This is a genomic window from Pseudarthrobacter sp. AG30, from assembly GCF_003116525.1.
Classification (GTDB): Bacteria; Actinomycetota; Actinomycetes; order Actinomycetales; family Micrococcaceae; genus Arthrobacter.
This window is the reverse complement of sequence record NZ_QEHL01000003.1, coordinates 11,940-33,427: the sequence shown is the minus strand read 5'-3', so window position 1 is coordinate 33,427 and position 21,488 is coordinate 11,940. Positions and strand designations below refer to the sequence as shown.

General features: G+C 67.2%; 22 protein-coding genes, 1 tRNA gene and 1 other RNA gene. 11 read left to right on the top strand and 13 right to left on the bottom strand.

Features of this window, described 5'->3' with window-relative positions; translation table 11 throughout:
* Entirely contained in the window at positions 1-1,419 is a 1,419-nt protein-coding gene (xylB, locus tag DC347_RS03360; RefSeq protein WP_109044446.1) for a xylulokinase, read from the top strand.
* 117 nt (positions 1,420-1,536) lie between these two features.
* Here xylB and DC347_RS03355 read toward each other — a convergent pair whose 3' ends face one another.
* From DC347_RS03355 to DC347_RS03345, 3 genes are read right to left on the bottom strand one after another with little or no spacing between them, the layout of a single operon-like run.
* Positions 1,537-2,376: a sugar phosphate isomerase/epimerase gene (locus tag DC347_RS03355; RefSeq protein WP_109044445.1), complete on the bottom strand. Its 840-nt coding sequence runs from the start codon at positions 2,374-2,376 to the stop codon at positions 1,537-1,539.
* Positions 2,373-3,587: a dihydrodipicolinate synthase family protein gene (locus tag DC347_RS03350; protein ID WP_109044444.1), complete on the bottom strand. Its 1,215-nt coding sequence runs from the start codon at positions 3,585-3,587 to the stop codon at positions 2,373-2,375. Before DC347_RS03350 ends, DC347_RS03355 begins: the two co-directional genes overlap by 4 nt.
* Complete coding sequence (locus DC347_RS03345; RefSeq protein ID WP_109044443.1) at positions 3,587-4,756, bottom strand: Gfo/Idh/MocA family protein; 1,170 nt, start codon at positions 4,754-4,756, stop codon at positions 3,587-3,589. Before DC347_RS03345 ends, DC347_RS03350 begins: the two co-directional genes overlap by 1 nt.
* A 171-nt stretch (positions 4,757-4,927) precedes the next feature.
* Between DC347_RS03345 and DC347_RS03340 the strand changes: the two genes are divergently transcribed.
* Both DC347_RS03340 and DC347_RS03335 read left to right on the top strand, forming a co-directional pair.
* A complete protein-coding gene (locus DC347_RS03340; protein WP_109044442.1) occupies positions 4,928-6,010 on the top strand; it encodes a LacI family DNA-binding transcriptional regulator in 1,083 nt (360 codons plus the stop codon).
* Positions 6,007-6,783, top strand: coding sequence for an alpha/beta hydrolase (locus tag DC347_RS03335; RefSeq protein ID WP_109044441.1), 777 nt, complete (start codon positions 6,007-6,009; stop codon positions 6,781-6,783). The genes DC347_RS03340 and DC347_RS03335 overlap by 4 nt, the downstream gene beginning before the upstream one ends.
* Here DC347_RS03335 and DC347_RS03330 read toward each other — a convergent pair.
* Complete coding sequence (locus DC347_RS03330; RefSeq protein ID WP_109044440.1) at positions 6,780-7,691, bottom strand: aldose 1-epimerase family protein; 912 nt, start codon at positions 7,689-7,691, stop codon at positions 6,780-6,782. The genes DC347_RS03335 and DC347_RS03330 overlap by 4 nt on opposite strands.
* Positions 7,692-7,771: 80 nt before the next feature.
* Between DC347_RS03330 and DC347_RS03325 the strand changes: the two genes are divergently transcribed.
* The gene (locus DC347_RS03325) at positions 7,772-8,485 is read left to right on the top strand and encodes a DNA alkylation repair protein (protein WP_109044439.1); all 714 of its coding nucleotides are present in this window, start codon (positions 7,772-7,774) and stop codon (positions 8,483-8,485) included.
* On the opposite strand, the gene mptB is transcribed toward DC347_RS03325, so the two are convergent.
* On the bottom strand, positions 8,482-10,038 hold the full coding sequence (gene mptB / locus DC347_RS03320) for a polyprenol phosphomannose-dependent alpha 1,6 mannosyltransferase MptB (RefSeq protein WP_026264543.1): 1,557 nt from the start codon (positions 10,036-10,038) through the stop codon (positions 8,482-8,484). The two genes, DC347_RS03325 and mptB, sit on opposite strands and share 4 nt — an antisense overlap.
* A 152-nt stretch (positions 10,039-10,190) precedes the next feature.
* On the opposite strand from mptB, the gene orn reads away from it, so the two are divergent.
* The 3 genes from orn (at position 10,191) to def (ending at position 11,730) form a co-directional block, all read left to right on the top strand.
* Positions 10,191-10,820, top strand: a complete 630-nt coding sequence (gene orn, locus DC347_RS03315; RefSeq protein WP_081624126.1) for an oligoribonuclease — start codon at positions 10,191-10,193, stop codon at positions 10,818-10,820.
* A gap of 129 nt (positions 10,821-10,949) precedes the next feature.
* A tRNA-His gene (locus DC347_RS03310) sits at positions 10,950-11,022 on the top strand.
* 135 nt (positions 11,023-11,157) lie between these two features.
* Complete coding sequence (gene def / locus DC347_RS03305) at positions 11,158-11,730, top strand: peptide deformylase (RefSeq protein WP_018761608.1); 573 nt, start codon at positions 11,158-11,160, stop codon at positions 11,728-11,730.
* Between the two features lie 19 nt (positions 11,731-11,749).
* On the opposite strand, the gene DC347_RS03300 is transcribed toward def, so the two are convergent.
* The 5 genes from DC347_RS03300 to rnpB all read right to left on the bottom strand — a co-directional run bounded on the left by DC347_RS03300 (position 11,750) and on the right by rnpB (position 15,649).
* The gene (locus tag DC347_RS03300) at positions 11,750-12,547 is read right to left on the bottom strand and encodes an HNH endonuclease family protein (RefSeq protein ID WP_109044438.1); all 798 of its coding nucleotides are present in this window, start codon (positions 12,545-12,547) and stop codon (positions 11,750-11,752) included.
* Between the two features lie 116 nt (positions 12,548-12,663).
* Positions 12,664-12,873 (bottom strand): hypothetical protein, encoded by a 210-nt coding sequence (locus tag DC347_RS03295; protein ID WP_018761610.1) that lies wholly within the window; start codon positions 12,871-12,873, stop codon positions 12,664-12,666.
* A gap of 74 nt (positions 12,874-12,947) precedes the next feature.
* Entirely contained in the window at positions 12,948-14,426 is a 1,479-nt protein-coding gene (locus DC347_RS03290) for a glyceraldehyde-3-phosphate dehydrogenase (RefSeq protein ID WP_109044437.1), read from the bottom strand.
* Between the two features lie 251 nt (positions 14,427-14,677).
* Positions 14,678-15,217 carry a TspO/MBR family protein gene (locus DC347_RS03285; protein ID WP_165837974.1) on the bottom strand — a complete coding sequence of 180 codons (540 nt, stop codon included), beginning with the start codon at positions 15,215-15,217 and terminating at the stop codon, positions 14,678-14,680.
* Positions 15,218-15,262: 45 nt separating this feature from the next.
* An RNA gene (gene rnpB, locus DC347_RS03280) (RNase P RNA component class A) lies at positions 15,263-15,649 on the bottom strand.
* Positions 15,650-15,706: 57 nt separating this feature from the next.
* Here rnpB and DC347_RS03275 point away from each other — a divergent pair.
* Positions 15,707-16,471 carry a YaaA family protein gene (locus DC347_RS03275; protein WP_018761613.1) on the top strand — a complete coding sequence of 255 codons (765 nt, stop codon included), beginning with the start codon at positions 15,707-15,709 and terminating at the stop codon, positions 16,469-16,471.
* A 12-nt stretch (positions 16,472-16,483) separates the two neighbouring features.
* On the opposite strand, the gene DC347_RS03270 is transcribed toward DC347_RS03275, so the two are convergent.
* On the bottom strand, positions 16,484-17,221 hold the full coding sequence (locus DC347_RS03270; protein WP_109044435.1) for a zinc ribbon domain-containing protein: 738 nt from the start codon (positions 17,219-17,221) through the stop codon (positions 16,484-16,486).
* Positions 17,222-17,319: 98 nt separating this feature from the next.
* Positions 17,320-18,243 carry a Nif3-like dinuclear metal center hexameric protein gene (locus tag DC347_RS03265; protein ID WP_206073876.1) on the bottom strand — a complete coding sequence of 308 codons (924 nt, stop codon included), beginning with the start codon at positions 18,241-18,243 and terminating at the stop codon, positions 17,320-17,322.
* 98 nt (positions 18,244-18,341) lie between these two features.
* Between DC347_RS03265 and msrA the strand changes: the two genes are divergently transcribed.
* The 3 genes from msrA to epsC all read left to right on the top strand — a co-directional run bounded on the left by msrA (position 18,342) and on the right by epsC (position 20,492).
* Positions 18,342-18,866 (top strand): peptide-methionine (S)-S-oxide reductase MsrA, encoded by a 525-nt coding sequence (msrA, locus tag DC347_RS03260; RefSeq protein ID WP_018761616.1) that lies wholly within the window; start codon positions 18,342-18,344, stop codon positions 18,864-18,866.
* A gap of 64 nt (positions 18,867-18,930) precedes the next feature.
* Entirely contained in the window at positions 18,931-19,866 is a 936-nt protein-coding gene (gene cysK, locus DC347_RS03255; RefSeq protein WP_026264549.1) for a cysteine synthase A, read from the top strand.
* A 41-nt stretch (positions 19,867-19,907) separates the two neighbouring features.
* Positions 19,908-20,492, top strand: coding sequence for a serine O-acetyltransferase EpsC (epsC, locus tag DC347_RS03250; protein WP_018761618.1), 585 nt, complete (start codon positions 19,908-19,910; stop codon positions 20,490-20,492).
* A 52-nt stretch (positions 20,493-20,544) separates the two neighbouring features.
* Here the strand turns inward: epsC and DC347_RS03245 are convergent, their stop codons facing one another.
* A complete protein-coding gene (locus DC347_RS03245; RefSeq protein ID WP_109044433.1) occupies positions 20,545-21,378 on the bottom strand; it encodes an oxidoreductase in 834 nt (277 codons plus the stop codon).
* Between the last annotated feature and the right edge of the window lie 110 nt (positions 21,379-21,488).

Below are 21,488 nucleotides of genomic sequence, written 5' to 3'. Positions count from 1 at the left end.
ATGGCACTCGTCGCAGGGATCGACAGTTCAACCCAGTCCTGCAAAGTGGTAATCCGCGACGCGGACACCGGAGAACTGCTCCGCCAAGGCCGCGCCGGCCACCCCGACGGCACCGAGATCCATCCGGACCACTGGTGGACGGCTCTGCAAAAAGCCGTTGCCGAAGCGGGCGGCCTGGATGACGTGGCCGCCATCTCCGTCGGCGGCCAGCAGCACGGAATGGTCTGCCTCGACGCAGACGGTGACGTGGTCCGTCCGGCACTGCTGTGGAACGACACCCGCAGCGCCGGGGCAGCGGTGGAGCTCATCAACGGCGCCGGCAACGGAGACCCCGTTGCCGGCGCCCGGTACTGGGCCAACGCCACGGGCACCGTCCCCGTGGCCTCACTGACAGTGACCAAGCTGCGCTGGCTTGCGGAGAACGAGCCGGACAACGCCGCCAAGGTCGCGGCCGTATGCCTCCCGCACGACTGGCTGACCTGGCGGCTCGCCGGTTACGGGCCCGGCAGCGGCGCGTCGGGCCTGGCCGCACTGGCAACGGACCGCTCTGATGCCTCGGGCACCGGGTACTACTCGTCGGCGGAGGGCCGGTACCTGCCGGACGTCCTGGCATCCGCGCTGGGACACGTCCCCACCGTCCCCAAGGTTCTCGGGCCACTGGAACAGGCGGGCCGCACCCCCGCCGGCTCCCTGCTCGGAGCCGGTGCCGGGGACAACGCGGCCGCCGCGCTCGGCGCCGGAGCGGACCTGGGCGACGTCGTCATGTCCCTGGGCACCTCCGGAACCGTATTTGCCGTCTCGGACACGGCGCCGGCGGATGCATCGGGACTGGTGGCCGGGTTCGCCGATGCAGCCGGCCACTACCTTCCGCTGGTGTGCACGTTGAACGCCACGCGCGTTTTCGATGCCACCGCCGCCCTGCTGGGCGTCGACCTGGCGGAGTTCAACAGGCTGGCACTCTCCGCCGAACCGGGCGCCGGAGGCCTGGCCCTGGTCCCGTACTTCGACGGGGAACGGACGCCCAACCTCCCGGACGCCACCGGCACCCTGCATGGCATCACGCGGGCCAACTACACCCCCGCCAACCTGGCGCGCGCCGCCGTCGAAGGCGTGGTCTGCTCCCTGGCTGACGGCCTGGCAGCGTTGCAGGACCAGGGCGTGGCCGCGCGGCGGATCCTCCTCGTGGGCGGCGGCGCCCAGTCCGACGCAGTGCAGGACGTCGCAGCGCGCCTGCTGGGAACCAGTGTCACGGTTCCCCGCCCGGGCGAGTATGTCGCGGACGGAGCGGCCCGCCAGGCCGCCGCCGCACTCACCGGGCAGTTCCCCGCCTGGTCCGCGGACGCCGTCGAGCTGCCCGGCGGAACGGACGACGCCGGCGTGCTGGCCCGCTACCGCAGCGTCGCCTTGGCGTACGCCTAGGGCGGTCCGCGAAACCACGAAGGACCCGGACCGCCTGCGGCGGTCCGGGTCCTTCCATATGGGGCGCAGGCTCCTGCCTGCGGAAAACGCCGGCAGGAGCCCACGGTCTGCATCCGGTCAGGCGAACGGGAGGACGAGCTCCTTGTACCTCTCCTTGACCGTGGCCAAGACGGCATTGCCGTCCGTGTCCCAAATTTCCTGGTTGAAAATCTCCACCTCGATGTCTCCGGTGTAGCCGGCGTCCCGCACCCAGGTGCCGATCGTGGCGAAGTCCACCACGCCGTCGCCCATGTACCCGCGGGACAGCAGCGGGTCCGCGGCGATGGGCATGTTGAAGTCGCACACCTGGTAGGAGGCGAGGCGGTTTTCCCGGCCCGCGCGCGCGATCTGCGCCTTCAGTTCCGGGTCCCACCAGACATGGAACGTGTCGACGGCGACGCCCACCGTTGAGGGATCGAACGGCGCGGCGAGGTCCAGCGCCTGCCCCAACGTGGAAATCAGGGCACGGTCGGCCGCATACATCGGGTGCAGCGGCTCCAGCACCAGGCGTACGCCGTGCTCCGCAGCGAACGGGACCAGGTCGGCGAGCCGGTCGGCAACGCGCTGCCGCGCCGCCACGACGTCCTTCTCCCCCGGGGCCAGGCCGCCGACCACCAGGAAAAGTTCCCGGGTGTCCAGGGCCACAGCCTCAAGGATCGCCGCGCGGTTGTCAGCGAGCGCAGCCGCCTGGCCGTCGGCGTCCGCCGCGGTGAGGAACCCGCCGCGGCACAGCGAGGATACACGCAGGCCGGCATCCTTGATCAGGCGGGCCGCCTTGTCCAGGCCGGCCTCCTCCACCCGGTCCCGCCAGGGGCCGATCGAGGGAATGCCGGCGTTGACGCACCCCTCCACCACCTGGGCGAGCGTCCACTTCTTGGTGGTGGCGCTGTTGATGGACAGGCGCGCGAAGTCGCTCATACGCCCACCCCGTTGATGCGCAGGTAGTCGGACATCCGGAAGGCCGCCAGTGCGGGGTCTTTCAGCAGTCCGGCCTGGTCCGCGAGCTCGAAGGTCCTGGCCAGGTGGCAGACCGAGCGGCCCGAATGCAGGCCGCCCACCATCTGGAAACCGGGCTGCTTGCCGTTGAGCCAGGACATGAACGCGATGCCCGTCTTGTAGTAGAACGTAGGGGCGCTGAAGATGTGCTTGCCCAGTTCCCGCGTGGAGTCGAGGATTTCGCGGGCTTTGGCGGCGTTGCCTGCGTCGTAGTTCTGCAGGGCGACCGAAGCGGCGGGGTAGATTGCCGCGAAGATGCCCAGCAGGGCGTCGGAGTGGTGGCTGCCATCGCCGTCGATCAGTTCCGGGTAGTTGAAGTCGTCGCCGGTGTAGAGCCGGACGCCCTCGGGCAGGGCCGCCCGCAGGGCCACCTCGTGGCCGGCATCGAGCAGCGAGACCTTGACACCGTCCACCTTGCCGGCATTGTCCTTAATGAGGCCGAGGAACGTTTCGGTGGCCGTGGCAACGTCGTCCGATCCCCAGTAGCCGGCGAGGGCGGGATCGAACATGGTGCCCAGCCAGTGCAGGATGACCGGCTGGTCCACTTCCTGCAGCAGGGTGGAGTACACCTCCAGGTAGTCTTCGGGGCCGCGTGCCACTCTTGCCAGGGCGCGGGAGGCCATGAGGATGACCTTGGGCCCGGCCTCGGTGACGACGGCGATCTGCTCGCGGTAGGCCTCAAGGACGGCTTTGATGCCGGCCTCGCCGGAGGGCAGGGCGTCGATGTCCAGCTGGTCGGTGCCGGCGCCGCAGGAGACGAGGTCGCGGACGGACTTGCCGGCGGTGGCCGCGTTGCCGGACGAAACCACGGAGGCAGCTTCCACCCCGGTCCGCTTGATGAGCTGCTGGGTGGCGGACCAGTCCAGGCCCATGCCCCGCTGGGCGGTGTCCATGGCGTCGGCCACGCCCAGGCCGTAGGACCACAGCTCGTGGCGATAGGCCAGCGTGGCGTCCCAGTCCAGCCGCGCGGGGGCACCCGGGGTGTTGTCGGCGAGGACTTCGGGGATGACGTGGGCGGCGGCGTACGCCCGGCGTGCGGTCAGGGGTGCCGTGGGGCGGGCCCACGTGGCGCCGCCCTGCAGCCGGTACTCCCGGGTGCCGCCGTCTTCGGAGGGAAGGATGAGGGAAGTCATTAGAGCGTGATCTCCGGGATGTCGATGGTGCGGCGTTCGTCGTTGGACTGCAGGCCCAGCTCCGCGAGCTGGACGCCCCGGGCGGCGGAGAGCAGGCCGAAGCGGTGTTCGCGGCCGGCGACGACGTCGCGGAGGAATTCCTCCCACTGCAGCTTGAAGCCGTTGTCCAGGTCGGCGTTGGCCGGTACTTCCTGCCACTGGTCGCGGAACGACTCCGTCACCGGAAGGTCGGGGTTCCAGACGGGCTTGGGAGTGTGGGCACGCTGCTGGGCGACGCACTTGTTCAGGCCGGCGACGGCCGAGCCGTGGGTGCCGTCCACCTGGAATTCCACCAGTTCGTCGCGGTATACCCGGACAGCCCAGGAGGAGTTGATCTGGCCGACGACCTCGTCGCCGGCCGGGGTAACGAGCTCGAAGATGCCGTAGGAGGCGTCGTCGGCGGTGGCCTTGTACTCCTTGCCGGCTTCGTCCCAGCGTGCCGGAATGTGGGTGGCGGTCTTGGCATTGACGCTCTTGACCTTGCCGATGATGCCTTCGAGCACGTAGTTCCAGTGGCAGAACATGTCGGTGGTCATTCCGCCGCCGTCTTCCTTGCGGTAGTTCCAGGACGGGCGCTGGGCCGCCTGGATGTCGCCTTCGAAGACCCAGTAGCCGAACTCGCCTCGGATGGACAGGATCCGGCCGAAGAAGCCTTCGTCCACCAGCCGGCGGAGCTTGACCAGGCCGGGAAGGTACAGCTTGTCGTGCACAACGCCGGCCGTCACGCCGGCCTCCTTGCCGATGCGGGCCAGTTCAATGGCCTCCTCCAGGGTTTCTGCCGTCGGCTTTTCCGTGAAGATGTGCTTGCCTGCCAGCATGGCCTTTTTCAGCGTGGCGGCGCGCAGGCTGGTCATGGACGCGTCGAAGACGACGTCCACGGTGGGGTCGTTGATCACGGCGTCCAGGTCCGCGGTCCACTCGGACACCTTGTGCTGCTCCGCCAGCTCGCGGATTTTGGCTTCGTTGCGGCCCACCAGGATGGGCTCCACCTGGACCCGGGTGCCGTCTTCCAGCGTGAAGCCGCCGGCGTCGCGGATGGGCAGGATGGACCGCAGCAGGTGCTGGCGGTAGCCCATGCGGCCGGTGATGCCGTTCATGGCAATACGGATCGTTTTAGTTTCGAAGCCCATGTGTCCTCCACGGTGAGTGAGCAAGGTGTACTCAAGACGAATCGGGAAAGCGCATTCCCTCTGTTTCCATGATGCACCGCGCCGTTCCGCTTGGCAAGCGCTTTCCGGAAGTAGTTTGAACTGTCATAATGTCCTTAGCCGTTGAGGCCGCCCCGACCACCAGGAGATGCTGTGGCTGCTAGTACCCTTACCGAGGTTGCCCGCCTCGCCGGCGTCTCGCCTGCCACGGCGTCCCGCGTGCTGAACGGCTCCGCCCGGACCCCAGGCAAGGACATTGCCGAGCGCGTCCGCCAGGCGGCGGACTCACTGGGGTACATCCCCAATGCGCAAGCCCAGGGCCTTGCCAAATCCAGCTCGGGCCTGATCGGCCTGATTGTCCACGACATCGCCGACCCGTATTTCGCCGCCATTGCCCGCGGCGTGCAGGATGCCGCTCGGGAACAGCGGAAAATGGTGCTCCTTGCCACGACGGGGGGCGGCCCCGCTGAAGAAAAGGAGGCCGTGGCCGCCTTCGCCGCCCGCCGTGCCGACTCCATCGTGATCGCCGGTTCGCGCTCCTGCCGTGCCGAGGACCAGGAGGGCAACGCACAGCTGGCCGCCGAACTGGACCGCTATTGCCGCAACGGCGGCAGGGTGGCAGTGGTGGGGCATCCCGTGGTGGGCGCCACCGCACTGGAGGGCTACCACGTCGTCGAAGTCCCCAACCAGGAGCTTGCGGGCCGGCTGGCCACCGAGCTTGCCGCCGGCTGGGATGGCGACTTCGTCATCATCGGCGGGCCCGACGGCCTGTACACCTCCGATGACCGGGTCCGGGGTTTCCAGGAAGGCCTGGCACGCGCCGGACACCGCCCGGCAGAGGTGCTCAGGAGCGCTTTCAACCGTTCGGGCGGCTACGAGGCCGGCCTGCAACTGGCCGCACGGATCAAGGCAGCCTCCGCCGGCAACCCTGCCGCGCCGAAGCTTTGCATTTTCGCGGTCAACGACGTGATGGCGATCGGCGCCGCAGCAGCACTGCGGTCCGAGGGGCTGAGGATTCCCCGCGACGCGTCAATCGCAGGTTTCGACGACATCGAAACGCTGCGGGACTTCCGGCCGGCCCTGTCCACCGTGCGCCTGCCGCTCGAAGATATTGGACGGCTGGCAACCAGGGCCACCCGCCCCCGCCCGGCCGGCCAGGACCAGGAAGCAGCGCCCGACGAAGCCGTTACCGGCGAGGTCACGCTGCGGCGCAGCACCGAGGCCGCCGCCGTATGATGCCGCGAAGGATCACCGCCGTTCCGGCCCGCACTGAAGCCGCGGGCCCCCGCCCGGCCATCCTTGTCCTGCCCGGCGGCGGTTACGCGCGCCAGGCGGACCACGAGGCGGAGCCGGTTGCGGAATGGCTCGCAGCGCTGGGTATCCACGCTTTCGTCCTGCGTTACCGAGTGGCGCCGGACCGCCACCCGGCGCCCCTTGAAGACGCCAAGGAGGCCATGCTCTCCATCCGGAGCGGACCGCGCGGACTGGCCGTGGACCACGAGCGTGTGGGCGTCCTGGGATTCTCGGCCGGCGGCCATCTGGCGGCCACGCTGTCCACCGCAGCAGCCACCGGCAACCGGGACCTCGACGTCGATGCCGCCGTCCCGGACCTCTCGGTCCTTTGCTACCCTGTGGTGTCGCTGATCCAGGACACGCACCAGGGGTCGGTGGACAACCTCCTGGGCGGGCTGCCGCCGTCGAACCTTCTTGCGGACCTCTCCGCGGACCGGAACGTGACAGCCCGGACCCCGCCAGCTTTCCTCTGGCACACCGCGGACGACGACGCTGTCCCGGTGGCCAACAGCCTGAACTACGCCAAGGCGCTGATCGCCGCCGGCGTTCCTGCCGAACTGCACGTCTTCCCGGAAGGGCGGCACGGACTCGGACTGGCAGCCGGTGACCCCGGCCCCGGACAGTGGACGTCCTTGTGCGCGTCCTGGCTGGTTCGTGCCGGCTGGGCGGAGCCCACGGCCGCAGCAACCCTCACCGCAGCAGCCGGCCGCCTTTAGCCCCGCCGGTCCACCGCGCGGATGGTCCACCCCGCCGAGTGGGACTCTCCCGGCTCCAGGTGGATCAGGTCCGTTCCGGAATTGAACGCGTCCGGCGGGCAGGTCATGGGCTCAACCGCGAGGCCCAGCCGGTCCGGACCGACAGGCTTGTCTCCCGTGTGCACCTGGACCCAAGGCCACTCCGGCCCCCATTCAAGCTCCACGCCCGTGCCCGATGGATCCATGACGCGCACGCGCGCCAGTCCGGCAGCGTCGCGGGAGATACCGGTAAAAGCGTGGTCGATCCTGACCGGTCCCAACCTGTGCGGGAGGCGGAAGTCGAAAGCATCCTGCTCCACCTGCCGGACGGCCACCGGGAGCAGCCGGTCCGGGGTGACCTCGAGGTAGGCAGCTGCCGGAAGTTCCAGGGACCAGTCATCCAGTGGAGCAGCGCCGGCGACAAGGTAGGGATGGGGGCACACTCCATACGGCGCGGCCCGGGTACCGGTGTTGACGGCGGTAACCGTACCGCGGAGGCCGTCATCGGAGAGGGAATAGGCGACCGTGAGTTCCAGGCTGCCCGGGTAGCCCGGCCCGGCCGGAACGCGGCAACCCAGCACCACCCGGTCCGTCGATGCCTCCACAATGTCCCAGGCCTGATGGATGGCCAGCCCGTGCAGGGCCGATCCGCGCTCCGGCTCATTGATGGCGGCCGAATAGGACTGGCCGGCGTACGAATAGGCGCCGTCAGCGAGCCGGTTGGGCCACGGTGCACAGATGACGCCCCGGTAGTCCGGGACCCCGCCCTCCGGCCCAAAGCCCACCACCAGGTTCCGGTCCCCGCAGCGCAGCTCCCGGAGGGCGCCACCGCGGGTGGTCACGACGGCGGTGTAGGGTCCGTGGGTAATGCGGACTTCGGTTCCGGGCATGGCTTCCTCCGCGATGATCTTTGTTAGCGCTAAAACAGCATACGTCATCGCAACGGAATCCGGCTGGCTAGAGTTGCCCCATGGAAGCGGCACCCGACCAGCACCTTATCGCCGCCGTCAGGAGCGCACTGTGGGAGCTGTCCGATCCCGATCGTGCCGCCGGCGCGCAGGCGTACATGAAGTCTTCCGTTCCGTCGCTGGGTGTCCGGGTCCCGGATGTCCGGCGGATCGCGGCGCACGCTACGGCAGAGTTTCCTCCGGCATCAGCCGCCGGGCTGCGCGCCACAGCGCTGCAACTGTGGCGCACGGCAGCGTTCCGGGAAGAACGCTATGCAGCCATCGACCTGACCGGCAACCGGCTGGTTGCCAATGACCTGGACATGCTGCCGGTGTACGAGGAAATCATCCGCACCGGAGCATGGTGGGATTTCGCGGACGGCGTGTCCGGCAGGATCTGCAACCTGCTGCTGGCTCACCCGGCGGAGATGTCCGCGGTGCTAAGGACGTGGAGCCGTGATCCGGACTTTTGGATTCGGCGCGCTTCCATCACATCGCAGCTGCGGGCCAAGGAAGCCACCGATACGGTGCTGCTTGCCGATGTCATTGAACCGAACCTGGCGGACCGGGAATTCTTTATCCGCAAAGCGATCGGCTGGGCGCTGCGCGAGTACGCCAAAACGGCGCCGGAGTGGGTGCAGGAATTCGTCGCCCTGCACGGGCAGGAGATGAGTCCGTTGTCCCGCAGGGAGGCCCTGCGGAGGATCAGCACCGGCCGGCCGCAGCGTCCCCGCTAAATGACGGGACGTTCGACGACGGGCTCGTGCGACTTCCGGAACAGCCGGCGGGTGCCGGGATCCCAAAAGATCAGGTAAAGCCCAAAGAGCAAGGCGGTCAGGGCAGCCGCAATCCGGGCCAGCAGGAGGGCGAAGCCCAGGTCCTGGGTCTGCAGGTAGGGAAAGACGTCCAGCTGGTCCGAGATTGCGTAGATCATGAAGAACGACACCACGAAGTACAGGGCCTTGACCTGCCAGTCATTACGAATGCCCGTCACGGCGAACAACGGAATCAGCCACACTACATACCAGGACTGGATGATGGGGGCCAGCAGGACCACGGCGGCCAGGCCGAGCGTGAGGCGGCGCATCAGCCGGTCATGGTCGCCCTTCAGGATCTGCCAGGCAAGGATGGCCACGGCAAGCAGCTTGCCGGCGTCGAACACCCAGCCCGCCGGGACTGAGCCGTCGAGGCCGAACGCGTTGGCAAGGGACCCCACCACCATGCCGAGCAGGCCCACCGGGGCATACCAGATGGAGATACTGCCGGGGGCGGAGAGTCCGTTGATCCAGCCGAAGCCGAAGCCGTTGACCAGGCTCATCAGGGCCAGCAACGCCAGGCTCAGGCCGGCCGTGAGCGCCCAGAATGCGATCTTTCGCAGCCACCCCGCGTTCCTGCCCGCCCAGAGGAGGCCGATGAACGGAAGGAACACGATGGTGATGGGCTTGACGGCGATGGACAGCGTGACCAGCGCGACGCCCCGGACCTCCCGGCGGGTCGCGGAGTAGTAGAGCCCGGCAAGGGCCAGCCCGATCATGAGTGAGTCATTGTGCACGCTGGCAATGAAGTTGGTCAGGAAGAGCGGGTTGGCCGCGGTGAGCCACAAGGCCCTGTGCGGGTTGATGCCGTGCAGCTCTGCGAGCCGGGGCACGTAGATCACGCAGAGCACCACGCCGGCCAAGGCAACCAGCCGGAACAGCATGATGCAGGCTTCCGGCTGGACGTTGGTCACCCACACAACGAACTGCTCGATCCAGAGGAACAGCTGGCCGTAGGGAACCGGAGCTTCGGTCCACTGCTTGTCGGCTCCCAGCTGGAAGTAGTTGGACAGGGCGGAGATGCCGTTTTCGTACGGGTTGAACCCTTCCACCATCAGCCGCCCCTGGCCGATGTAGGCATAGACATCGCGGCTGAACAACGGGACGCTGAACATCATGGGGAGCCCCCACGCCACCACCGCCGCCAACGTGGCGCGCCGGGCCTGGCCGCCCCACACCCGGACTTTTTGGCCGAGCCGCAGCCAGGCGCGAACCAGCAGCATGCCCCCTGCCGCGACCAGCACGATGGACAGGGCTACGCCCGGCGCTTCGGTGCGCATCCAGATGAACAGCGGCATGCGGCGGAGTTCGGAGACCGGCGCAAGCCAGCCCACGCCGGCGGAACCGAACATCATGAACATCGACCCGAGGAAGCCGGCAAGCAGTGGAGAGCGGGGATTGTCCACCTCGGCACCGCCCGCCGGGGCAGTACCAGCCGCCGCCATCTCCCCCGCTGCGGGCACAGGCGCCGTCATCTCAGGAATGTCCAATCTTCTTGCGTTTCCGCTGTTACCCGGCGGACCGCGTGGGCGGCCGGGACGTCTTCGAGGGCGGCGGGGCGACCCGCCGCGTACCCGAAATCCTAGCATCGGCGGGGCGTCCGGGGCGGTAACGGTAGGCTGGTCCGGTGCCTATATCTAACGAACGAATCGTCTGGATCGACTGCGAAATGACCGGCCTGGACATCAAGAACGACGCCCTCATCGAGGTGGCAGCCCTGGTCACCGATTCGGAACTGAACATCCTCGGGGACGGTGTCGACGTGGTGATCAAGCCCGAGGACGCGGCCGTCGCCCAGATGTCCGACTTCGTCCGGGACATGCACACCAAGTCCGGGCTCCTGGCGGAACTCCCCCACGGCAAGACCATGGCGGAGGCTGAGGCCGCCGTCATGGAGTACATCTCCGCGTGGGTTCCGGATCCGCGGAAGGCTCCCCTGGGCGGCAACTCCGTGGGCACCGACCGGGTGTTCCTCTCCCGCGACATGCCCGCCGTCGTGGAGCACCTGCACTACCGGGTGATCGATGTCAGCACCATCAAGGAACTCTCCCGCCGCTGGTTCGCGCGGGCGTACTTCCAGTCACCGGCGAAAAAGGGCGGCCACCGGGCACTGGGCGACATCAAGGACTCCATTGATGAACTCCGCTACTACCGCGAAGCGGTGTTCGTGCCGGCGCCGGGCCCTGACAGCGCCACCGCCCAGAAGATCGCCCGGCGCATCACCAGCGGCGACGCTGCCAACCCTGCCGGCGAGTAATCTGCGCCACGTTTGGAGGAAATTTCGCGGAAATCGCCGAAAGTGGACAAAGCACCCCTTCCAAGCAGGTAAGCTATTTGAGTTGCGTTTCCAAGGAGCCGGTAACACGGCCTGACCTTGAAACACATGGTGGGCGTAGCTCAGTTGGCAGAGCGCCTGGTTGTGGTCCAGGAGGTCGCGGGTTCAACCCCCGTCGCTCACCCTCACGGGGCGGCACTTGCAGCCGTCAACAAAGGAGGCCGCACCGGATATCCGGTGCGGCCTCCTTTGTTGTGTCCCACCAAGGTACGTGCAGGGACGCCGGCGCTGCCGGCCCCGAAGCCGAAGGACTAATGCTATGACCGTTCTGCCGATTACCATCTGGGGCGAGCCCGTCCTGCACCGCCGGGCAGCCGAAGTCGAGGTTTTCGACGACGAACTGCGCACCCTGATTGCCGACATGTTCGAGACCAACGACGCCGCCAACGGCGTGGGTCTCGCGGCGCCGCAAGTCGGCGTGGGCAAGCGGATCTTCGTCTACAAGTACGCCAACGACGACGGCGCGCCACCGAGCGGTGTGCTGGTGAACCCTGTCCTCACCCTCTCCAAGGTTTCCGGCGCCGCCCCGGACCCGGACGAGGAAGAAGAGGGCTGCCTGTCCTTCCCGGGCGAGCAGTACCCGCTGAAGCGGGCCGAGTGGGCCCGGGTGGAAGGCTTCGACGGTTTCGGCGAGCCGGTGAAGTTCGAGGCGACGGGCTGGTTTGCCAGGGTCATCCAGCATGAATTCGACCATCTGGACGGCAAGCTGTACGTCAACCGGTTGATGGACCGCTACGCCCGGAAGGCCCTGAAACAGGCCAAGAAGAACGGGTGGGGCGTGCCAGGGCTGACCTGGATGCCCGGCGTCGATCCCGACCCGTTCGGCCACTAAGCGGTTCCCGGGCCGCCCCTCAGCCGGCGGTGATCGTTGGCTGCCCGGGGCAGGATGCCAGCACTTTCTTCATGGCATCCTTCTCCGCCGCAGTCACCCACAGGCCGTAGGCGGCCTTGACGGAGATCTGCCGGGCTACGTAGTGGCAGCGGACCGCAGTGTTTTTTGGAAGCCACGTTGCGGCGTCACCGGCACCCTTTTTCTGGTTCGCCTGCCCGTCGGCGGCGATCAGGTTGAGCGGATCGTTGGCGAGGCTCTGGCGTTCCTTCGGGGTCAGGCCCTGCGCGCCCTTTTGCCAGGCGTCGCCCAGGGCCACCACATGGTCGATCTGCACCGCGCTGCTGGTGTCGGCGCCGCGGCGGAATTCAATGGCGTGTCCGGTGTACGGCTCCTGGAAATGACCGCCCGATACCTTGCAGGTGGAACCGTCGGCGAAGATGACTCCCGCGAGGTCGCGCCGCAGGATGTCGTTGCGGGTATCGCACCCGTTCCGGTCCACATCCAGCCACGCCTGGCCGAAGGCTTCCCTGCTGTAGCCGGTATTCGGCACCCTGCCCTTCACGGCCAGGCCATCCAGGGCAGAAACGGCGGCCCCTCCCGGTACCGGATGGGGCTCCGCCACCGGCTTCATCCAGGCGGCATCGAAAACCGGCGCCTCCGTCGGCCCGGCGGCCGCAGGTCCGGCTGCCGCGAACTGTCCGGCGGTGAAGAACCAGAAAAGCGCGGCCACAGCTGAGACGGCGAAGGCGGCCAGCAGACCCCAAGCCTGCCGGGACCGGCGGCGGGCACGGCGGTAGTCGGACCAGCTGACAGTCACGGCGGTGATACCGGATCACTAGTGGGAGGCACCCCACGAGCCTAGGACGGGGAGCCCGGCCGGCGGCCGATATCCACACTGTGGAGGACGGGTGATCCCTCACCCGCCCGCGGCATCTACTGCTCGCGCGTGACCCTCCGGAGGTCCTCCTCCGCGGTGGCCAGGAGTTCCTCGAGTTGGCGGACGCGCTCCTCGCTGGCGTCCCCGGCCTGGTGGGCGGCGCGGGCGCCCTCCAGGAGCCTGAGGGCTTCCTTGTGGTTGGCCTTCGCCACGTCGAGTGCGTGTTCGAGGGTGGTCTCGTGCTGAAGCGTCGATTCGTTGTCCATGCCACCAGTCTGGTCCGGTTTCCCGGCTGATTCCAGTGAAACAGCCGGGAATTGGCAGGACGTGTCGCTTTTGGTCAGACGGCGATGGCGGCCAGGGCGGCCGCGCTTTCCTTGGCAGGGAACGACGGCGGGTTCACGCCGGCCATCTCCTCCATGACCCGGACCACCTGGCAGCTGTAGCCAAATTCGTTGTCGTACCAGACGTAGAGGACCAGGTTCTTGTCCGTGGACACCGTGGCCAGGCCGTCAACGATGCCGGCGCGGCGGGAACCCACGAAGTCGGTGGAGACCACCTCGGGCGAGTCGATGTAGTCGATCTGCTTGCGCAGGTCCGAGTGCAGCGACATCTCGCGCAGGTAGTTGTTCACCTCATCCTTGGTGGTGCCGTTCTCCAGGCTGAGGTTCAGGATGGCCAGGGAGACGTCCGGGGTGGGAACGCGGATGGAGCTGCCGGTCAGCTTGCCCAGGAGCTCGGGCAGGGCCTTGGCCACCGCCTTGGCGGCACCGGTTTCGGTGATGACCATGTTCAGCGCGGCCGAGCGTCCGCGGCGGTCGCCCTTGTGGAAGTTGTCGATCAGGTTCTGGTCGTTGGTGAAGGAGTGCACGGTTTCCACGTGCCCGTGGATCACGCCGAACTTGTCGTTGATGGCCTTCAGGACCGGAGTGATGGCGTTGGTGGTGCAGGAGGCTGCGGACACGATCCGGTCGGAGTCGTCGATGTCCCGGTGGTTGATGCCGTGGACAATGTTCTTCAGTTCACCCTTTCCCGGAGCCGTCAACAGGACGCGTGCAACACCCTTGCTCTGGAGGTGCTGGGACAGTCCTTCGGCGTCGCGCCAGCGGCCCGTGTTGTCCACCACCAGGGCATCCTTGATTCCATAGGCGGTGTAGTCGATGGTGGCGGGATCGTTCGAGTAGATCACCTGGATACGGACGCCGTTGGCCGTAATGGTGTTGGCCTCTTCATCGATCCGGATGGTGCCCTCGAAGGAACCGTGGACCGAGTCCCGGCGGAGCAGGCTGGCCCGCTTGGAAAGGTCGTTGTCGGACCCGCGGCGGACCACGATGGCGCGCAGGCGCAGGCCGTGGCCGCCACCGGCCTTTTCGATCAGCAGGCGTGCCAGGAGCCGGCCGATGCGGCCGAAGCCGTAGAGCACCACATCGGTGCTGGTGCGTTCGTCGCCGCCACGCTTGCCAACGATCTCGGCGAGTTCGGCGCGGAGGAACTCTTCAAGGGTGGCCCCGTTGCCCTCTTTCTTGAATTTCTGGTTCAGGCGGGCGATGTCGATCGCGGCGGCGCCCAGGTCCAGCCCGGCCAGCGTGTTGAGCAGCGGCGCCGTGTCCTCCAGGAGCAGTTCGTCCTTGCTCATCCGGCGCGCGAAGCGATGTGCCTTGAGGATGTTCATGGTGGACTTGTTGATCAGGCTCCGGCCGTGGATGCTGGTCACCACGTTGTTTTCCCGGTACAGCCTGCCGATCACCGGGATCATGGCCTCGGCGAGGGCCTCCCGGCCCATCCACGTATCAAGACAAGAATCAGACGTCTGGCTCACTGAAATACCTTCCTCGGGTCAGCCGTGTACGTCCTCGTACACAGATGTAGGCCACCTGATGATGTCCAGGGGCACCGGCACCTGCAGGGGTCGGCCCCCAGGCACCTGGATCGCGTGCAAAGAAAAACCGCCGGCTGCGAACGCAACTTTCGGCGGTAGAACTCCTGCGTCCGGGATCCATTCTAATTTGGCGCAGCCCCCCGAACACGCCTGCGCTGCGTGAAATCACTCACACGGCTCACCCCGTGGGCTCAGTTGTGGATGGCAGCATACAAGTTGAGGCTGGCGGAAAAGACCACCCAGGAGAAGTACGGCAACACCAGCAGCCCTGCGGTGGCGTCCACCGGGCCGAACCGGACGATCAGGAACGCCAGGGTCGCGGCCAGGGTGCAGATGACGAGGAATGCCGCCCACAAAGCCGCGGCGCCTGCCATGGGGTACATCGCGAAAAACGCCACCGGCCACGCGGCGTTGAGCACGAGTTGGACGGAGTACCCTGCCAGGGCCGGGCCGGTCAATCCACCTTTGCGCCAGACCAGCCACGCCGCAGCGGCCACCCCGACGTACAGCACCATCCAGGTGATCCGGAACATCAGCGACGGCGGCATCCACGGCGCCTTGAGCGAGCCGGCATACCAGCCCGTGGAATTGAGGATGATGGGGATCGAGGCAAGCACCCAGGCCGCAGCAGACAGTCCAAGGAAGCCCGCAAAGGCGACAATTTGGGAGCGCAGGCCGGGCAAGGTTCCGGCCGTTCCGGCGGCCGGCCGGAGATCAGTAATAACGGGCACGGTCCAGCATCCCCAACACAGCGCCCAAGGTCAAACCCGGTTTTGCGGATGGGACAGCCGGTACGCCGGGTTCTGTTCTCCCTGCCGTTGCCGGCAAGGGAGCGACGGCCATCCATCTACGAGTACCGTTGCCGGCACCCTCCAGCGGCTTACCCGGACACTCGGGCGGGCAGCCCTCGAACGTGTCCTGTCTAGCCTTGCTCCGGGTGGGGTTTACCTAGCCTTCCCGGTCACCCGGGAAGCTGGTGGTCTCTTACACCACCGTTTCACCCTTACCTGCCCTCTCCGGCCAAGGCCGGACATGCAGGCGGTCTGTTTTCTGTGGCACTGGCCTGCGGGTTACCCCGAGTGGGCGTTACCCACCACCCTGCCCTGCGGAGCCCGGACGTTCCTCGAGCCACTTGCGTGGCGCGCGGCCGTCTGGCTGTCCCATCCGGATCCAGTCTACCGGGCGCCTCCGACCGCTTTTGTCGCCGGTAGGATCGGACGGTGCTGATTCTGCTACCCCCTTCCGAAGGCAAGACACCCGCGCGCCGCGGGTCCGCCGTCGACTGGCCCTCGCTGAGTTTCCCTGAGCTCAATCCCTGCCGCACCAAGGTCCTGGCGGCGCTGGAAGCGGTCAGCGGGCACCCGGACGCCCTCTCGCTGCTGGGCGTGGGCGCCTCCCTGCGGGACGACGTCGAACGCAACACCCGCCTCCACGCTGAGCCGGCCGCGCCGGCACACAGCATCTACTCGGGGGTCCTGTATGACGCCCTGGGATACCGGAGCCTGACGCCCGCGCAGCGGCGCAAGGCCGACGAGTCCGTGCTGGTGGTCTCCGCGCTGTGGGGGGCAATCCGCTTTGGCGACAGCGTGCCCGCCTACCGGCTTTCCATGGGGACGGCGTTGCCCGACGTCGGCCGGCTGGCTTCGTTCTGGAAGGCACAGCTGGATGACACGCTGGGCCGCGCCGCGGAGGGCCATCTGGTGGTTGACTGCCGGTCGAGCACCTACGCGGCCGCCTGGGCGGCGCCGCCGGAGCGTACGGTCACGGTGAACGTCTTTACCGAAGCCGCAGGAGTCCGGAAAGTGGTGAGCCATTTCGCCAAGCACACCCGCGGCGAACTGGCCCGGCACCTGCTGGCCCGCCGCGGGAAGGCTCCGGCTGCGGCCTCTGACCTGCTGAAGGTTGCGCGCGAAAAATGGGACGCGGAGCTGGTGCCGGGTACGGCACGCAGGCCCCATGCCCTGAACATCATCCTGCCGGGCTGAGGCGCCGGCGGTTCAGGACCAGTCGTCCGAGCGGACCAGGATGGCGCCGGAATCCGGGCAGAACACGATGTCATCCGCCGCGGCCGCCTTGATCTCGGCAAGGTCGCCTGGGCTGAGCTTCATCCCCGAGGCCTCCGATGTCCCGTGGAAGAGCCGCGCGGCGCCCACGCCCCGCTTGGCGAGGGTCTTTTCGTAGACGGCCAGCATGCCTGCATCAAGGCCTGCGGCGAATTCGGCGCGCCGGGCCACGAGCCCTTCGGCTTCGGCGGCCACCTCGGCGAGGGCCGCGTCCAGCTCTGCCCGGATCGTGCCGAACGAGCCTTGGATGTCATCAACGATCGCCTGCTGGGCGGCCTGCCGTTCCCGCAACGTGTCCAGCCGCTCCAGGATTTCCAGTTCCACATCTTCGAGGTCTGAGCGCCGCTTGTTCAGCGATTCAATGTCCTTCTGCAGGGCCACCAGGTCCTTGGAGAGCCCGGTTCCGCTGTTGAGCCTGGCCTCGTCGCGTTCGATGCGCGAAGCGACCTGTTCGACGTCGGCTTCCGCCCGCTTGAGCGCGGCTTCAGCGTCATGCACGGCCACCTTGGCAGCGCCCAGTTCTCCGTTGGCCACGGACAGGGCCGCTTCGAGGTCCTTGATCCGGGGATCATTTTCGAGCGTCCGACGGCGGTTGGCGAGGCCGGTCAGCCTGGCGTCCAGTCCTTGCAGTTCGAGCAACTTCAACTGTTCCGCCGGTGCTGCCTTCGCCACTGTTACCTCCGCTTGATCCCTTCCGGCCAGGGCCGGGCACCCTATGGGCGCTTCCTAGACTCTATCGCCTGGGCTGAACCGTTGCCTCGCTGCCGGGCTCAGCCCGGCGTGAGGATGAAGTCCCAAGGATCACTGTTGGTGGTGCTGACCCGGATCTCCAGGTCGTGCCCCTGGTCCGCCAGGACGTTGCCCAGGGCTGCGGCGGCGGCCGGCAACCAGAGCCATTCACTGGCAAAGTGCGAGACGTCCACCAGGTAGGGCCGGCCGTTGAGGGCAGCTTCCCGGGCCTCGGACGCAGGGTGGTGGCGAAGGTCCGCGGTGACGTACACGTCCGCGTTGCTGGCCCTGACCTCGTTGAACAGGGAATCGCCGGCGCCGCCGCACACTGCAATCCGCCGCACCACGCCATCCTTGTCCCCGGAAACGCGCACACCCCCGGCCACGGAGGGAAGGATGCCGAACACCCGTGCAGCGAAATCGCCCAGGCTCATGGCATCCGCCAGGTCGCCGACCCGCCCAATGCCTTCCTCCGGCAGCCCGTTGGCCGCCGCGGTGAGCGGGGCAACATCCTGCAGTCCCAGCGCGTCGGCCAGGACATCGGAAACGCCGCCGACGGCGGAGTCGCCGTTGGTGTGCACGGTCAGCAGTGCCGTCCCCGACTCGATCAGCCGGTGGACAGCCCGTCCCTTCGCCGTGGTTGCCGCCACCGACGTGACACCCTTCAGCAGCAGCGGATGGTGGGTAATGAGGAGGCCGGCACCCCACTCAACGGCTTCTTCGATGACCTCCAGGGTGGGGTCCACCGCGAACATCACCTTGCTGACGGGCGCGGACGGGTGGCCTGCCACGAGCCCCACTTCGTCCCAGTTCTCCGCCAGCGATTCGGGCCACAGTTCCTCAACGGCAAGCAACAATTCGGCCAGGGTGGGAGCCTCGGGGGCACTGTCGTGGCCCAGCGCGTCGGAGGAGGCTTCGCCGTCGTGATCTGCCTGGCCGGTAACGTCGGTGTCCACAGGTTCCATAGTCTTAGTTTTACCCCATCGCCTTCCCGGCGCCGCATGTTGCGGTGCCGGGAAGGGCCGGCGGGAATCATCCGGGGCCGTCAACCATTGAAGAGGTCATGAAAACTTTTGTTCTTGGCGGGGGCTGCTTCTGGTGCCTCGACGCTGTCTACCAGAAGACCAGGGGCGTCACCTCGGTGGTGTCCGGTTATACCGGCGGCCACGATCCCCATCCCGACTACTACTCGGTGTGCAGCGGCACCACCGGCCACGCGGAGGTTGTGGCCGTGACCTTCGACGAGGAGGTCATTCCGGCCGAAGTCATCCTGGACATGTTCTTTGCCCTGCACGACCCCACCACGCTCAACCGCCAGGGGTACGACGTGGGTACCCAGTACCGTTCCTCCATGTTCTACGAGACCACGGAGGAAAAGATCCTGTTCGAGGAAGCGATCGAACGCAACCAGGCGCTGTGGAAGCACCCCATCGTCACCGAAGTCAGCCGCCTGCCGCGGTTCCACGTGGCGGAGGAATTCCACCAGGACTACTACGCCAAGCACCCGGAACAGGGGTACTGCCAGGTGATCATCAACCCCAAGCTGGCCAAGGCCAGGAAATATTACTCTGCATGGCTTAACGCTTAGCCTGCGTTACGCGGCCTCGTTAGGCTGACCTCAGTATTCACCCCTTAGAGATAGGCGTATGTACATGGCACGGATCTATGACGATGTAACGCAACTGGTCGGCGGGACCCCGCTGGTTCGGTTGAACCGGCTCAGCGAGGGACTGGACGCCACCGTTGCGGTCAAGCTGGAGTTCTACAACCCGGCCAACAGCGTCAAGGACCGTATCGGCGTCGCCATCATCGACGCCGCGGAAAAGTCGGGTGCACTGAAGCCCGGCGGCACCATCGTCGAGGGCACCTCCGGCAACACGGGCATCGCCCTGGCCATGGTCGGTGCCGCGCGCGGCTACAAGGTCATCCTCACCATGCCGGAAACCATGTCCACCGAACGCCGCGTCATGCTGCGCGCCTTCGGCGCCGAGATCGTGCTGACCCCGGGCTCCGAGGGTATGCGCGGAGCCGTGGAAAAGGCCCAGGAGATCGTGGCCAACACGGAGAACTCCATCTGGGCACAGCAGTTTGCCAACGAAGCCAACCCGGAGATCCACCGGAAGACCACCGCAGAAGAGGTCTGGGCCGACACCGACGGTGCCGTTGACATCTTCGTGGCGGGCGTCGGCACCGGCGGAACCATCACCGGCGTCGGACAGGTGCTGAAGGAGCGCAAGCCCGGCGTGCAGATCGTGGCGGTGGAACCCAAGGACTCCCCCATCCTGAACGGCGGCGCTCCTGGCCCGCACAAGATCCAGGGCCTCGGCGCGAACTTTGTTCCGGAACTGCTGGACACCACCGTCTACGATGAGGTCATCGACGCTTCGCTTGAGGACTCGGTCCGCGTTGCCCGCGAGCTGGGCATCAAGGAAGGCATCCTGGGCGGCATCTCCTCGGGCGCCATCGTCTGGGGTGCGCTGGAACTGGCCAAGCGCCCCGAAAACGCGGGCAAGCTGATCGTGGCCGTGGTCTGCGACTTCGGTGAGCGTTACATCTCCACCGTGCTCTATGACGACATCCGGGGCTAAGCAGACTGAGCTGCCCGCCCGTTTCCTGTAGAAAGAACTTTGTGGGCTTTTTCGCAAGACTGAAGGAAGACCTCGAGGCCGCCCGGTCCCACGACCCGGCGGCTCGAGGTTCTTTTGAGAACTTTTTCGCCTATTCCGGCCTGCACGCCATCTGGATCCATCGGCTGACCCACCGGTTGTGGCAGAACCCTGCCCTGCGTTTTCCCGCACGGCTCCTGTCGCAGCTGGGCAGGTTTGCCACCGGCATCGAGATCCATCCGGGTGCCACCATCGGCCGCAGGTTCTTCATCGACCACGGCATGGGGGTGGTGATCGGTGAGACCGCGGAAATTGGCGAGGACGTGATGATCTACCACGGCGTCACGCTGGGCGGCCGCTCGCTGGCCCGGATTAAACGCCACCCCACCATCGGGGACCGCGTGACGATCGGTGCGGGAGCCAAAATCCTGGGGCCCATTACCATTGGCCGGGACAGCGCGGTCGGTGCCAACGCGGTCGTGGTCAAGGACGCGCCGCCGGAGTCGATCGTTACCGGCGTTCCTGCCAAGTGGCGGCACCGCGATGCGCAGCGGGAAACCAAACCCGCAGTGGATCCGGCCGAATACGATATCGAGTACCGGATCTAGGGTCCGGCGTTGCCTGGACGAAGTTCGGGCCCTAGCTTGGCCCGCTGTCCTGTTAGCCGGGGAAGCGCTTGTAGATGTTCCACAGCACGGTGTCGAAGGCGCGGTCCGGAAGCAGCCGGCGCAGCAGCAGGATGGCCCGCGCGCCCTTGCCCACCGGATAGCGGGTCCTGGGCCGCGGCGAGGTGGCGGCATGAACGATTGCGTCCGCTATCACGGCGGGGTGCGAGGACAACGCCGAACCGTCGGTTGAAGCCAGCGCTGCCGCCACCACCTTGGCCTGCGCGGCGTACGGTCCGGTCCCCGAATTCGCCAGCAGGCCCTCCGCGGAGATGGCGCCCCACTCGGACTGGGTGCCGCCCGGTTCGATGATGGAGACGTCGATGCCGTGTGGCTTGAGTTCCACCCGGAGCGAATCGCTAAGGCCCTCAACGGCGAACTTGGTGGCGTGGTACCAGGCGCCCAGGGGCTCGTACATCTTTCCGCCGATCGAGGAGATATTGATGATCCGCCCCCGGCCGGCGGCCCGCATGGCCGGCAGCACGAGCTGCGTCATCCGTGCCAAGCCAAACAGGTTGACGTCGAACTGCCGGCGGCCCTCCGCCAATTCGACGTCCTCAAGCGAGCCGTAGGATCCGTAGCCGGCGTTGTTGACCAGCACGTCGATCCGGCCGTGGGCCGACAGGACTTCCCCGACGGCGGCGACCATCGACGCCTCGTCCGTCACGTCAAGCGCCAGGGTCCGGACGCCGTCGGCCTTGAGCGGTTCCATCTTCTCCACCCGGCGGGCACCGGCGTACACGGTGAATCCGCGGGCTGCGAGCTTCCGGGCAGCTTCGAAGCCGATTCCAGTGGACGCACCGGTGACGAAAGCGACGGGCTGGTTCATGGCGGACTCCTTGGGACGCCGCCCCGGAGGGAGGGCGGGCTGCGCGGATGAGGGGCGGTGCGGCCGGAAATGCCGACGGCCGGCGCCCCCAGAGTATCGGGAAGCGCCGG